The 12,100-nt window shown below is 62.7% G+C and carries 14 protein-coding genes; 10 read left to right on the forward strand and 4 right to left on the reverse strand.

Features of this window, described 5'->3' with window-relative positions:
- Positions 1–2: 2 nt before the first annotated feature.
- From ACE2AA_RS12090 to ACE2AA_RS12100, 3 genes are read left to right on the forward strand one after another with little or no spacing between them, the layout of a single operon-like run.
- On the forward strand, positions 3–425 hold the full coding sequence (locus ACE2AA_RS12090) for a LapA family protein (protein WP_141261666.1): 423 nt from the start codon (positions 3–5) through the stop codon (positions 423–425).
- A 56-nt stretch (positions 426–481) separates the two neighbouring features.
- The gene (gene pyrF / locus ACE2AA_RS12095; protein ID WP_395369945.1) at positions 482–1,189 is read left to right on the forward strand and encodes an orotidine-5'-phosphate decarboxylase; all 708 of its coding nucleotides are present in this window, start codon (positions 482–484) and stop codon (positions 1,187–1,189) included.
- 23 nt (positions 1,190–1,212) lie between these two features.
- Complete coding sequence (locus tag ACE2AA_RS12100) at positions 1,213–1,836, forward strand: N-(5'-phosphoribosyl)anthranilate isomerase (protein WP_395369947.1); 624 nt, start codon at positions 1,213–1,215, stop codon at positions 1,834–1,836.
- On the opposite strand, the gene ACE2AA_RS12105 is transcribed toward ACE2AA_RS12100, so the two are convergent.
- A complete protein-coding gene (locus ACE2AA_RS12105) occupies positions 1,833–2,141 on the reverse strand; it encodes a hypothetical protein (RefSeq protein WP_141261669.1) in 309 nt (102 codons plus the stop codon). The genes ACE2AA_RS12100 and ACE2AA_RS12105 overlap by 4 nt on opposite strands.
- Positions 2,142–2,405: 264 nt before the next feature.
- Positions 2,406–2,831 carry a DUF721 domain-containing protein gene (locus ACE2AA_RS12110; RefSeq protein ID WP_141261670.1) on the reverse strand — a complete coding sequence of 142 codons (426 nt, stop codon included), beginning with the start codon at positions 2,829–2,831 and terminating at the stop codon, positions 2,406–2,408.
- Here ACE2AA_RS12110 and mutY point away from each other — a divergent pair.
- The 3 genes from mutY (at position 2,830) to hemH (ending at position 5,318) form a co-directional block, all read left to right on the forward strand.
- Complete coding sequence (mutY, locus tag ACE2AA_RS12115) at positions 2,830–3,990, forward strand: A/G-specific adenine glycosylase (protein WP_141261802.1); 1,161 nt, start codon at positions 2,830–2,832, stop codon at positions 3,988–3,990. The genes ACE2AA_RS12110 and mutY overlap by 2 nt on opposite strands.
- Before the next feature lie 53 nt (positions 3,991–4,043).
- A complete protein-coding gene (locus tag ACE2AA_RS12120) occupies positions 4,044–4,169 on the forward strand; it encodes a hypothetical protein (protein ID WP_264371852.1) in 126 nt (41 codons plus the stop codon).
- A gap of 81 nt (positions 4,170–4,250) precedes the next feature.
- Complete coding sequence (gene hemH / locus ACE2AA_RS12125; RefSeq protein ID WP_141261671.1) at positions 4,251–5,318, forward strand: ferrochelatase; 1,068 nt, start codon at positions 4,251–4,253, stop codon at positions 5,316–5,318.
- Between the two features lie 188 nt (positions 5,319–5,506).
- On the opposite strand, the gene ACE2AA_RS12130 is transcribed toward hemH, so the two are convergent.
- The gene (locus tag ACE2AA_RS12130) at positions 5,507–6,103 is read right to left on the reverse strand and encodes a hypothetical protein (RefSeq protein ID WP_395369948.1); all 597 of its coding nucleotides are present in this window, start codon (positions 6,101–6,103) and stop codon (positions 5,507–5,509) included.
- Between the two features lie 396 nt (positions 6,104–6,499).
- On the opposite strand from ACE2AA_RS12130, the gene ACE2AA_RS12135 reads away from it, so the two are divergent.
- Positions 6,500–7,972 carry a hypothetical protein gene (locus tag ACE2AA_RS12135; protein ID WP_395369949.1) on the forward strand — a complete coding sequence of 491 codons (1,473 nt, stop codon included), beginning with the start codon at positions 6,500–6,502 and terminating at the stop codon, positions 7,970–7,972.
- Between the two features lie 52 nt (positions 7,973–8,024).
- Here the strand turns inward: ACE2AA_RS12135 and ACE2AA_RS12140 are convergent, their stop codons facing one another.
- The gene (locus ACE2AA_RS12140) at positions 8,025–9,095 is read right to left on the reverse strand and encodes a COX15/CtaA family protein (RefSeq protein ID WP_162851948.1); all 1,071 of its coding nucleotides are present in this window, start codon (positions 9,093–9,095) and stop codon (positions 8,025–8,027) included.
- A gap of 117 nt (positions 9,096–9,212) precedes the next feature.
- On the opposite strand from ACE2AA_RS12140, the gene ACE2AA_RS12145 reads away from it, so the two are divergent.
- The 3 genes from ACE2AA_RS12145 (at position 9,213) to ACE2AA_RS12155 (ending at position 12,011) form a co-directional block, all read left to right on the forward strand.
- Positions 9,213–9,917, forward strand: a complete 705-nt coding sequence (locus ACE2AA_RS12145) for a TVP38/TMEM64 family protein (protein ID WP_395369951.1) — start codon at positions 9,213–9,215, stop codon at positions 9,915–9,917.
- Positions 9,918–10,003: 86 nt separating this feature from the next.
- The gene (locus ACE2AA_RS12150; RefSeq protein ID WP_141261675.1) at positions 10,004–11,296 is read left to right on the forward strand and encodes a multidrug effflux MFS transporter; all 1,293 of its coding nucleotides are present in this window, start codon (positions 10,004–10,006) and stop codon (positions 11,294–11,296) included.
- A 184-nt stretch (positions 11,297–11,480) separates the two neighbouring features.
- Positions 11,481–12,011 carry an adenine phosphoribosyltransferase gene (locus ACE2AA_RS12155; protein WP_141261676.1) on the forward strand — a complete coding sequence of 177 codons (531 nt, stop codon included), beginning with the start codon at positions 11,481–11,483 and terminating at the stop codon, positions 12,009–12,011.
- The last annotated feature ends 89 nt before the right edge of the window (positions 12,012–12,100 follow it).

Here is a 12,100-nt window from a genome sequence, read left to right on the forward strand (position 1 = left end):
TCATGATACGTCTTTTCATTACCCTGCCCGTGATCGTGGCGCTGATCATTTTCGCGGCCTGTAATCAGGCGCCGGTGGAACTGTCATGGCTGCAATGGAAATGGACGTCATCGCCCGGCGTGCTGGCGTTGCTGGTCGCTGCCCTGCTGTACGCCACGGGGTCTGCCAGCGTGTGGATTGTGGTCCTGCGCCAGATGCGCCGCGCCCGTCGCGCCGAACAGGAAGTGCGCGCCCTGCGCGCCCGCCTGCCGGAAAATGATACCGGTACCCCCCGTGCCCCCGGCCTGACATCCGCCCCGGCCAATTCCCCGATGGTGAAGGCGTATGAAGCGGAACAGGCAACGGCTGCGGCAAGTCCCGTCGCGACGGAACCCGCCGTGGTGACGCCGCCCGCAATCACGGCGGAAAAGCCACCGGGCGCCTGATCCCTTCGTTTCCGAACCCCATCATTACCTGCATGCCTGACCATGGAGCACCGCCAATGCCTGGACGGTCCACCCGCCTGATTGTTGCCCTCGATACCAAGGATACGGCACAGGCCGCGTGCTGGCGCGAGCAGGCGGCAGGCCACGCTGGCGCGGTCAAGCTGGGACTGGAGTTCACCTATGCCCGCGGGCTGGATGCCGTGCGGGCGGCTGCGGGCGGCAGTCCGCTGTTCCTCGACCTGAAGCTGCATGACATTCCCAATACCGTGGCGTCCGCCATCGGTAGCCTTGCCGTTCTGCGGCCCGCCATGCTGACCATCCATGCCAGCGGCGGTCGCGCCATGATTGCAGCCGCGCGCAAGGCTGTGGATGAAACCTTTCCGCCCGGTAGCCGCCCGCTGCTGCTGGCCGTGACAGTGCTGACCAGCATGGATACGCAGGGCCTGCATGAAGTGGGCGTGCCCGGCAGCGTGGAAGAACAGGTTGTCCGTCTGGGCAGGCTGGCCATGGAGTCGGGGGCGGATGGACTGGTATGCTCCTCGCACGAAATCATCCCCCTGCGTCAGGCGCTGGGCGATGGGCCGGTACTGGTTGTGCCGGGAATCCGTCCTGCTGGTAGCGCACTGGGGGACCAGAAGCGTGTCATGACCCCGGCACAGGCCCGCGCGGCGGGAGCTGACTGGATCGTGGTAGGTCGCCCCATCACCCGCGCGCCTGATCCGGCAGCGGCGGCGGCGGCGATTGCCGCCGAACTGTCGTCCTGAAACCGGGCAGGGGAACGCGCGCCATGCCGGTCAGGGTCAAGATCTGTGGCATTCGTGACCATGTGGGACTGGATGCCGCAACGCAGGCCGGGGCAGACTGGGTCGGGTTCGTATTTTTCAGCCGTTCGCCGCGGAATATTACGGCACAGGCCGCGGGCGTGCTGGCACGCGACATGGCGACTGGTGGACCCGAGCGGATTGGCCTGTTTGTCCGCCCGACTGATGATGACATTCGCCGCGTGCTGGACAATGTGCCGCTGGACGGGTTGCAGATTTATGATGATGCGGACCGCACGGATGTTATCCGCAGGCGGTTTGGCCTGCCGGTATGGGGGGCTGTCGGGATTGCCAGCACGCAGGATCTGCCTGAAACCTGCGCCGTGGATGGGCTGGTGATTGAATCCCGCGCGCCCGCCGGGTCGGACCGTCCCGGCGGCAATGCTCATGCCTTTGACTGGACGCTAACGGATGGATGGCAGGCCCCGGTGCCGTGGCTGCTGGCGGGTGGGCTGAACCCCGATAACATCCAGCGCGCCATACGGCAGAGCGGGGCGCGTGCCGTTGATGTCTCATCCGGCGTGGAATCCTCCCCCGGCGTCAAGTCGTCCGAGCTGATCCGCCGTTTTGTGCAGGCTGCCCGCGCCTAACGGTAATACCCGTAATACGGTGGCGGGGGAGGTGGCGGAGGCGGGTACGCATAAACCGGATAGGGCGGTGGCGGATAGGCATAGGCCGGGTAGGGATAACCATAGCCATACGGCCGGTAGCGGTAAGGCGACATCGCGACACCCAGCGCCGTGCCCGTGGCAATGCCAAGGCCGAATCCGCCCCAGCCCCAGCCACGATGCCAGCCACCACCCCAACCGCCGCCACGCCACGCATAGGCGGCAGGGGCGGGCAGAACACCGACCAGTCCCATGGACACGGCCAGCAACAGGGCCAACTTACGCATCTCGGGTGGTTCCTTTTCCTGATCTCGTATCCGCTGATATTGGCATATGTCCACCGGATATCCAGTCCTGTGTCCATATCGTTATGTGACGGACCATGATTGGTACCCGTATGAAAATAAATTATTGATAAATAAAAATAAAAGTTTTTTTGGTGCTCTCTTTTTTTCAAGATGACGTTCTTTGAAGCTTTTTGAAAAAAGCTTCACCAAACATTTTCTTATAATTTTCAGGAGCGCTTCGAAGGCAGATTTTTCCAGACCTCCCTACCGGTCACGACCGGCATTCAGCCAGCCACCCAGCCGGGACAGCGCGTCCTTCAGCGGCCCGTCGGGCATGTCGTCAATCTGCACGGGTGGCGGTGGCGGGCGGCGGGGCGCGGCAGTAGAGGCACGTGGGGCGGCGGTCAGATCCTGCACCATCTTCAGTCGCTTGACCACGCCCTGCCCACAGGTGGTGTTGATGCGTGCGATGACGGTGGGGGCAAGGTGCTGCAGTTCCATCGCCACCGGCCCCCGGCAGGCAACGGTCAGGGTCCCGGCACTCAGGCGGCGCGGCACGGTCATGCCTGCCAGATGGGGGCCGACAATATCGGGCCAGTCCGTCATGACCTGCACGGCGGCGGGAGACTGCTTGCGAAACACGGGACGGCTGATATGCGGCAGCAGGGCCGCCATGCTGCGTGTACGCATGGCCCGTCGGGGTGGTTCGGAGGGGGCTGCATCATTGTTTCGCTTGCTGCGGGTCGGCGGGTTCGTCATAAACGGGTCCGTGTTACCTTCTGCTGCCGCTCTGTTACGCTGGTATGACCGGCACCGCCGCACTCTGCCATGGCGCGCCCTGCCGGGCCAGAGTGCAGATCCCTATCGCGTGTGGCTGAGCGAGATCATGCTGCAGCAGACCACGGTTACGGCGGTCATACCCTATTTCGAGCGTTTTCTGGACGCCTTCCCCGATGTAACGGCACTGGCCCGCGCCCCGCAGGATCGGGTCATGGCGTTGTGGGCAGGTCTTGGCTATTACGCCCGCGCGCGCAACCTGCATGCCTGCGCACGCGTGGTGGCGGAAAACGGTGGTCACTTTCCCGATACGGTGGCGGGGTTGCTGGAACTGCCGGGAATCGGGGCCTATACCGCCGCTGCCATCGCCGCCATCGCCTTTGGCCGCCCGGTCGTGCCCGTGGATGGCAATGTGGAACGCGTGACGGCGCGGCTGTTCGCCATGACTGACCCATTGCCCGGATCGCGCAAGGCCATTGCCCGGCAGGCGATGACACTGAATACGGACCGGCAGGCCGTCGCCCGGCCATCCGATTTCGCGCAGGCCCTGTTTGACCTGGGGGCCGGGATCTGCACGCCGCGTACGCCCGCCTGCGTTTTGTGTCCGTGGCGGGAATCCTGCACGGGAAACCGGCAGGGAATCGCGGCCAGCCTGCCCCGCCGCGCGCCAAAGGTGGCGCGGCCGGTGCGCCATGGCGTGCATTTCGGCATGGTGGATGCGGCAGGGGGTATCCTGCTGGTCCGGCGGCCCGAAAAGGGGCTGCTGGGTGGCATGATGGGCCTGCCCGGCCCGCACTGGCGCGATGCGGTGTGGCCGCAGGCGGAGGCGCTGGACCATGCGCCCACCGCACCCCGGCTACGCGCCTGCTGGCAACCGGTCGGGCAGGTGAAGCACGTCTTTACCCATTTCACATTGCTGGTGGATGTCTATGCGGCGCGCGTGCCCGCTTTTCCCAACAGTCTGGTAGGGGCGGATGGGGTCATTCATTATGTGGATGGTGGGGATGTGGCGCTACCCTCACTCATGCGTAAATGCGTGGAACTGGTACGGGACAGCAATATTTTTGATTGACGTAGGTATGAAACGCGCGGTTGACTGGTAACTGTCCGATCAGGAAAGGGACCGTGATGTTCACTTTTGTCCAGATGCTTTCCCCTGTTGTCGCCCTGCTGGGGCTTGCTGGCGTGGCGTATTGCCTGCGTGCACCGGCACGCGCGCTGCAGCCGGTCCGTGTGCGGGTCCGTCGCTGATAGCTGATGCGTCGCAGGTCAATGGGTTGATGTCCGCCCGTTTCTTTGCATCCCCGCACGGCTTCATGTAGCAGCCGTTCCATGACATTCATTACCGTAAATCGTGCGGCGCGGCATGAAAATGCCCCGTCGCGCATCGGGGTTCTGCTGAGCAATCTTGGCACCCCCGATGGTACCGGCTATGGCGCGGTGCGTCGGTATCTGGCCGAATTCCTGTCAGACCGGCGCATTATCGAAGCCAGTCCCCTGATCTGGAAACCCATCCTGTACGGGCCGGTACTGACCTTCCGCCCCCGCAAGTCAGGGGAGGCCTATCACCGGATATGGCATCACGACCGTGATGAAAGCCCGCTACGGACCTATACCCGTGCGCAGGCGGAGCAGCTGGGCGCGCGGCTGGCGGCAGATGATGTGCCGGTGGCATGGGGCATGCGGTATGGTCAGCCGTCCATAAAACAGGCGCTGCATGACCTGGTGGGGCAGGGGTGCGACAGGATTCTGCTGGCGCCGCTTTATCCACAATACAGCGCCACGACGACCGCGACCGCCAATGACCAGACGTTCCGCGCGCTCATGCGTATGCGCAACCAGCCTGCCATCCGCACGCTGCCGCCGTTCCCGGATCATCCCGCCTATATCGCGGCCCTTGCGCGGTCCATCTCGGCACGTCTCGCCACGCTGGATTTCAGGCCACAGATGATTGTGGCGTCCTTCCATGGATTGCCAAAGATCTATGTGGAAAAGGGCGATACCTATGCCGCCGACTGCCAGCGTACCATCGTGGCGCTGCGGCACGCCATGGGTTACGATGAACAGATGATGCCGCTGACCTTCCAGTCACGTTTTGGCCCGGCAAAATGGCTGGAACCCTACACCGCGCCGTTTATCGAATCGCTGCCCGCGCGCGGGATCGAACGTATTGCCGTCATTACGCCGGGCTTTATTTCCGACTGTATCGAAACGCTGGATGAAATCGGGAATGAAGCGGGCGATGCTTTCGTCAGGGCTGGCGGTAAGGAACTGGCGTTGATTCCCTGCCTGAACGATTCTCCCGACGCGATTGACCTGCTGGAAACCCTTGTGCGGCAGGAACTGGGTGGCTGGCTGCCGCACGCGGGCACGGATACCGTAGCTGTTACGGCAGGTTAAAGACTGCTTGAAAATAACCTGTTGATAAAAAAATAAAATTTTTTGGACGCCGCCTTATTGTTAAGGCGGCGTTCCCTAAAAGTTTGTTGAAAAAAGCTTTACTAAAAACTTCTTTTAATTTTATGGCGCTGTCACGAACTGACGTTTCGAACACTTTTTTCAGGCTGCAGGCCGCGTCATGCCGGACCTTATGGCCGGTCGCAGCTTTCGGTCAGGGTGTTATAGACCTGACCACGCGGGCAGGTAACGGGTCTGGCGGGGGGCGGCGCGGACTGGCCCGTGGCCGGTTGTCCCTGCTGTGGCGGGGCGGTCTGGTCGGTCAGGAGCGTGGACAGGTCCCTGTCATAGACGGAATCGTCTTCCGGCGCATTATTGCCCGTACCGTTATAGATTTCGGGTGCCGCCCGGTAGCTGGCGCTGGCTGCGGCCGCTCCCATGGCAGGGCCCATGGCGTAACCGCCCCAACCCCATCCCCAGCCGCCACCCCAGCCCCATCCGCCCCACGGATAACCCCAGCCACCATAGACGGGATAATAGGGATAGTAGCCACCGCTCCAGCCGCCCCATCCCCAACCACCGCCACGCCATCCGCCGCCACGGCCCCAGCCACCACCATGCCAGCCACCATCGCCACGACGACCGCCACCACCGCGCCAGCCACCACCGCCGTCACGGCCGCCGCCATGGAAACCGCCCCCACCGCCATGTGGTTCGGCATGGGCGGATGGTCCGCATGCGATCAGTGTCAGCAGCGCACCCGTTACGACATGTTTCAGCTTGAGCATGTTCCATTCCTGCATATCTGAGTGCGATGTATCGCAGAAAATCATCCGTCCGGAAAAGACATGGCATGCCATGTGGCCGGATTGTCCCTACATGGTCCCGGATAGCGTATGCCCCATATGGTCATCTTCCGTCCGCTTTGCACCTGTGCATCGGGACGGGGCATGACGCCATAAAAAAATAGCGGGCGGGATATATAAAATTATGACTGCGCATTCTAACAGTATCCACCCGGGCCGGTTCGGGTCAGGATGGGGAAACGTGTACGTGCGGGTTAATCAGGGCATCGGGATCAGGTTATTGTCATCGCAGGCGTATGGAAATATCCAGATGCGCCATATTCCCTTCATTTTTTCATATGAAAATATACTAACATTGCCATGAAAAATAAAATCCATATGGGAAATATGAATTTTGATATAAAAAATTTAGAAAATAAAAAATCAACATGGATTTATATCGGAATATTTTTCGTATTCGCCCTTCTCGCCCCACATGTGGCGTTTATTACTGCCCATATCTCGCTATCCAGTAACGAAGGGTGGAATGCCTATCTGGCACGGCGCGCCATAGGGCTGGATCATGCGCCGCTATACCCGCCATCGGAACAGATGGTGTTCAATAATTACCCCCCCAGTTCGTTCTATGTTGTCGGTCTGTTTGGCTGGTTGCTGGGGGACATGATCGTGGCGGGGCGCGTCATTTCGCTCCTGGCGCTGCTTTTCTGTGCCTGGGCTACGGGGCGTGTTGTCCTCTCCTGTGGGGGAACACAGGGCGGGGCATGGCTCGCGGGCCTGCTGGTCATGCTCTATTCCACTGTTTTCTATAGCGATTATGTCGCCATGGATGACCCGCAATGGCTGGGGCAGGCTGTCATCATGGTTGGGTTCATGCTGTTGCTGGGCAATGGCCGCCAATCGGGATGGACCGGCGCATGGCGGCCTTTCTGCGCCGGCTTCGTTATGGTGGCCGGCCTGACCTTCAAGCATAATATCCTTGCCCTGCCAGCGGCGGTCCTTGTGTGGCTGCTGCTGACCGACTGGCGCCATGCCGTTTCATGGATGGCGGGATGCCTTGTGTCCCTGTGCCTGCTGGGGGGGCTGTATTACAGCTGTTTCGGTCCGGAGTTCATTCAGGGGGTCTTTGCCCACAAACGCATTTTCTATGTGCACGGCATGCTCAAGGGGCTGGGTAACGTGGTGGGGCTGGGTGGTATGATGGTGTCATGCGCGTTCGTGCCATGGCTGCGTCTGCGCCATCGGTCCGGCCTGTTGCTGGGGCTGTATCTGCTGCTGGCGATTGCATCGGCCATCGTGCAGCGCACAGGGGCGGGAGTGTCGCATAATGCCTGTTTCGAGGCACTGATCGCAGCCGCCATGTGCGCGGGGCTTGCGATGTCGTACCTGGCGACGGCCGGGGGGACGGCTGGCCGTACGCCTGCACGCACAATGCTTGTGGGCATGGTGGGGCTGAACCTGCTGCCGGTGGTGGTCAGCCTGCCGGTCTACCTGCCCTACCTTTACCGTAGCAATGTGACCGCCATCGTGGAGCATCAGGGTGCATCAAACGAAACGATTGCCGCCGTGCGTGCGATTGATGGCGATGTGGCGTGTGAAACGCTGGCCCTGTGTTACTGGGCGCACAAGCCGGTAGTGATGGATTTCTTCAACTATTCCCAGCATGTCGCGGTCACGCATGATGCACAGGCGCTGACGCGGGCCGTGGATCACCATGACATCGCGGCGTTCGTAAGCAATTCACGCTTTGATACACAGGAAGAGGTGTGGGAGTTTTCCAACCTGTGGCGCATTATTCGCGCACGCTATACCCATGTGCGGCTGCAGGGGGCAGCCTACATTGTAACGCCATGACCGATGTGATGGCGGCATACCGTGCATGCCGCCATCTGTCCGCGTATCAGGGTTAGGGGCGGCCCACCCCGCGCAGGCGATGCAGGGTGATGATGGCTGCTGTCAGCACGATGGCCGCACAGGTCTGGTGGATCGTTCCCGCCCATACCGGCACCACCAGCAGCAGCGTGGTCACGCCCAGCGCGTACTGTAACAGCACCAGCCAGCCCAGCACCGCCAGCGCGCCGTGGACTTCCCTGCCCAGTTGCGGCGTGCGCAGCCCCAGCACGATGGTGATGCCAATGAGCAGCGCCGTCGTGGTGGCCAGCAGGCGGTGGTCGAACTGGACAGCGGGAATGTTCTGGAACCAGTTCAGCCAGAACGGGTGCAGCCGTCCGTAGCCCGACGGGATCAGGTGACCATCCATGAGCGGGAAGGTGTTGTAGGCAAATCCCGCATGCGTGCCCGCGGTAAAGCCTCCCGCGATGACAGTGATGCCCACCAGAAGGCAGATGGTCCAGACCAGGCGGTGGATGCGTACGATCTCAGGGGTTGCGGGGATGAAGGCCGGGCGTGGCGTGCGTACGGAAAGCGCCGTCCACAGGATGGCGATGTACAGCGCGAAGGCGCAGCACAGGTGCAGCACCAGCCGCACGGGGGCGACCGCCGTGCTGTCGGGGTTGAAGCCCGACGCCACCATGAACCAGCCGATCGCGCCCTGCAGCCCGCCCAGCACGAAAAACAGCACCAGCCGTAGCGCCAGGCCCCGGCTCAGCGCGCCGGTGATGGAAAACCAGACCAGTGGTATCAGCAGCACCAGCCCCATGAGCCGCCCCCAGAAGCGGTGCGTCCATTCCGCCCAGAATATCTGCTGGAAGCCCGCAAGCCCGAATCCGTCGTGCAGGATCTTGTACTGCGGAATGGTCTTGTACAGCGCGAACTGCCGTTCCCATTCCGCGTGGCTCAGTGGTGGGATCATGCCCGTAATGGGCCGCCAGTCCATGATGGACAGGCCCGATCCGGTCAGGCGGGTATAACCGCCAAGTGCAATCATGCCGACAAGCATGAAGCAGATTGCAAACAGCCACGTGGAGATACGCTGCCGGTTGCGCAGCTCCTGCGCGGACGGGGGCGTACGGCCCATCAGGGAGCCGGAGGAAGGATATGCGGACATAACCGGATTTAGACCGCCCTTGCAGTCCGCCGCAAGGCGATGCTAGGCGCGAAGAAGCAAATCGCTGTCGGAAAACGGGACGCACGCATGACATTACCGCACGCCGCACGGCCTGCACCGCCCGCCCGGGCCACGTTGCGCGTGCTGGTCCGGCCCATCATGCTGCTGGGGGTCTTTGTCGGGCTGGCCGTGGCCATGGGCCGTCTGCCGGGAATGCGGGAGATGCTGACGGCGGCCCCCGTCGTGCATGTGGGCGGGAAAGGAGTAGCGATATTCATTCTGACCGCCAGTGCGTTCTGTGCATCTGGCCTGCCACGGCAGGCTGTGTGTTTTGCCGCCGGCGCCGCCTATGGAATCGGGGTGGGATGCGTCCTTGCCACGATTGCGACCCTGACGGGCTGCCTGTGTGGCTATGGCTGGGGACGGTGGACGGGACGGCCGCCCATGCCCGCGCGGCTTGCGGCAACCATGGCGCGGCTGGATGGTTTCGTGCGGCATGAACCGTTTGCATCCGTCCTGACGCTGCGGCTCATGCCGGTGGGGTCGGCACTCCTTCTCAACCTTGCGGCGGGCATGCTGGGGGTGCGGGTCGTGCCGTTCATGCTGGCCACGGTACTGGGCAGCCTGCCACAGACCATCGTGTTCGTGCTGGTGGGATCTGGTATCCGGCTGGGGGGAGCATGGCGCATCGGGGTGGCGGTCATGCTGTTCGCCCTGTCCGCGCTGGTGGGATTATGGCTTATGCAACGTGTGCGCATGGGCCGTCCCGACATGGCACGGGTATCGCGATAGCGAATTGCAGTATGGCGTAATTAGATGGTGAAAAAGTGGACCCGGCTGGTCTACTAGTCCCACAATCTTTCAATATGGAGTGCCTCATGGGCTCATCCGCAACGGCGGGCCATTCAGCGGAAAAGCCCGTGCCGGAAACGACTGCCCGCCCCATGGGGTGGATTGCGATCCTGCTCGGGTTCCTGACCGCGGTCGGCCCGGTTTCCACCGACATCTATCTCCCGGCTTTTCCCGAGCTGGAAACGACGCTGCACGGACGCGCGGGGTCGGCGCAGATGACGCTGGCCATATGGTTCGTGGGACTGGCGATCGGGCAGATCACCATGGGGCCGTTGTCGGACCGTTTCGGGCGGCGCAGGCCCATGCTGGTTGGCACTCTGGTCTATACGCTGGCATCGGTCGGGTGCGCGATGGCGCGGGATATTCCCACGTTCTCGTTCTTCCGCCTGGTCGCATCGCTTGGGGCATCGGCCAGCCTGATCATCCCCAGCGCATGCGTGCGTGACATGTCGCATGGCAATGAATCCGCCCGCCTTATGTCGCGGCTGGTGCTGGTAATGGGGGTCGTGCCCATCCTGGCGCCCACGCTGGGGGGCATGGTACTGTCGATTGCGTCATGGCGGTCGATTTTCTGGGCGTCGGCGGTGTACGGCCTGATCTGTATCCTGCTGATCTGGCGCGTCCTTCCGGAAACGCTGAAACCCCAGAACCGCAGCGAGTTTTCGCCCGTCACCCTGTTCAGCCGCTACATGATGCTGGCGCGTGACCGCGGGTTCATCACCCATGCCATGATCGCCGGTTTTTCGTGCTTCATGTCGTTTACCTATCTGTCTGCCGCCCCGTCGGTGTTCCGTGGCCTGTTCGGGCTGTCGGCGGCGCATTTCGGCATGCTGTTCGGTGTGTTTGCAGTGTGCATGATCGGGGCGTCGCAGCTGAATGGCATGCTGGTGGGGCGGATTGACGCGGCCCGTATCCTCGGGGTCGCGGTCATGGTCGCGGTGATGGGAACCATCGCCATGACCACCATGGCCACCATCATTGCCTTCGCCATGCAGCATGGCGGTCATGCGCCAGCGTGGATGATGGGGTGCCTGATCCTGACCATGATGGTGTCACTGGGCACCACGGGCATCATCGGCCCCAACGCCACGGTGGGCGCGCTGGCCGACCATCCGCGTTTCGCGGGCAGTGCATCGGCATTCGTGGGCACGCTGCAATACGTGCTGGGTGCCGTGGCGGGTGCATTCGTGGGCATGCTGCCGACCAATTCCCCCATTCCCATGGCGGGTGTCATGCTGATGGGGGCTGCGATCATGCTGGTCATGGTGCTGCTGCGGCCCGCACGTGCGCCCGTCAGCACGGAGGTAGGGAAGGAATAAAGTCTTCCCCCGCCACATCCGCCCGTCAGTGCGCGCCAAAGCATGTGTCCGGGACCCGGTTGGGGTTGTCGCCCCGCCGTGTGGCGGCTACAGCGGGGGGCCGTCCGCAGGGGCGACACTTTCGTGAACGGGGCAGGCATGTCCCGGATCTGTATGACCACGCAACGGGGACTGCACACCGATCATGACGACCGCCAAGATCGACCTGAAACAATACATCCGCCACATCCCGGATTTTCCCAAGCCCGGTATCCTGTTCTACGATATCTCGACCCTGATGCGGAACGCAGATGCGTGGCAGATCGCCATGGGACGTCTGGCGGCGGCTGTGGCGCCGTGGGCGCCGGACATGCTGGCGGCCATCGAATCGCGCGGGTTCCTGACGGCGGCCCCGCTGGCCAGCCGTCTTGGCTGCGGGCTGGTCATGCTGCGCAAGCCGGGCAAGCTGCCGGGCAAGACCGTGTCCCACAGCTATGACCTGGAATACGGGTCCGATTCGCTGCATATCCAGGCGGATGCGATCCAGCCGGGACAGCGCGTGGTCGTGATGGATGACCTGCTGGCCACGGGGGGCACGCTGGTGGCGTCCGTTTCCCTGCTGCGCAAGGTGGGCGCCGATGTGGTGGGGGCCGCCACCATGATCGAACTGACGGGTCTTGGCGGACGCGGCCGGCTGGATGTGCCGGTCAAGACCCTCGTCTCCTACGACGAATAACCGGCAACGCCGGGCGCGCGGTATGCGGCAGGCACTGTCTCGCATGCAGTCATCGGGCTGTCGGCCTGTGCGTGTGGCCGGTATGATGA

Source organism: Komagataeibacter diospyri, assembly GCF_043995075.1.
Lineage (GTDB): Bacteria > Pseudomonadota > Alphaproteobacteria > Acetobacterales > Acetobacteraceae > Komagataeibacter > Komagataeibacter diospyri.

Excerpts from the sequence above, each read along its gene's own strand:
- ACE2AA_RS12105 (WP_141261669.1), bottom strand. The coding sequence starts at position 2,141 with ATGCGTAAGTTGGCCCTGTTGCTGGCCGTGTCCATGGGACTGGTCGGT.
- pyrF (WP_395369945.1), top strand. The coding sequence starts at position 482 with ATGCCTGGACGGTCCACCCGCCTGATTGTTGCCCTCGATACCAAGGAT.
- ACE2AA_RS12130 (WP_395369948.1), bottom strand. The coding sequence starts at position 6,103 with ATGCTCAAGCTGAAACATGTCGTAACGGGTGCGCTGCTGACACTGATC.
- mutY (WP_141261802.1), top strand. The coding sequence starts at position 2,830 with ATGGCCCGTCGGGGTGGTTCGGAGGGGGCTGCATCATTGTTTCGCTTG.
- ACE2AA_RS12150 (WP_141261675.1), top strand. The coding sequence starts at position 10,004 with ATGGGCTCATCCGCAACGGCGGGCCATTCAGCGGAAAAGCCCGTGCCG.
- ACE2AA_RS12135 (WP_395369949.1), top strand. The coding sequence starts at position 6,500 with ATGGGAAATATGAATTTTGATATAAAAAATTTAGAAAATAAAAAATCA.
- ACE2AA_RS12140 (WP_162851948.1), bottom strand. The coding sequence starts at position 9,095 with ATGGGCCGTACGCCCCCGTCCGCGCAGGAGCTGCGCAACCGGCAGCGT.
- ACE2AA_RS12090 (WP_141261666.1), top strand. The coding sequence starts at position 3 with ATGATACGTCTTTTCATTACCCTGCCCGTGATCGTGGCGCTGATCATT.
- ACE2AA_RS12145 (WP_395369951.1), top strand. The coding sequence starts at position 9,213 with ATGACATTACCGCACGCCGCACGGCCTGCACCGCCCGCCCGGGCCACG.
- ACE2AA_RS12155 (WP_141261676.1), top strand. The coding sequence starts at position 11,481 with ATGACGACCGCCAAGATCGACCTGAAACAATACATCCGCCACATCCCG.
- ACE2AA_RS12100 (WP_395369947.1), top strand. The coding sequence starts at position 1,213 with ATGCCGGTCAGGGTCAAGATCTGTGGCATTCGTGACCATGTGGGACTG.
- hemH (WP_141261671.1), top strand. The coding sequence starts at position 4,251 with ATGACATTCATTACCGTAAATCGTGCGGCGCGGCATGAAAATGCCCCG.
- ACE2AA_RS12110 (WP_141261670.1), bottom strand. The coding sequence starts at position 2,831 with ATGCGTACACGCAGCATGGCGGCCCTGCTGCCGCATATCAGCCGTCCC.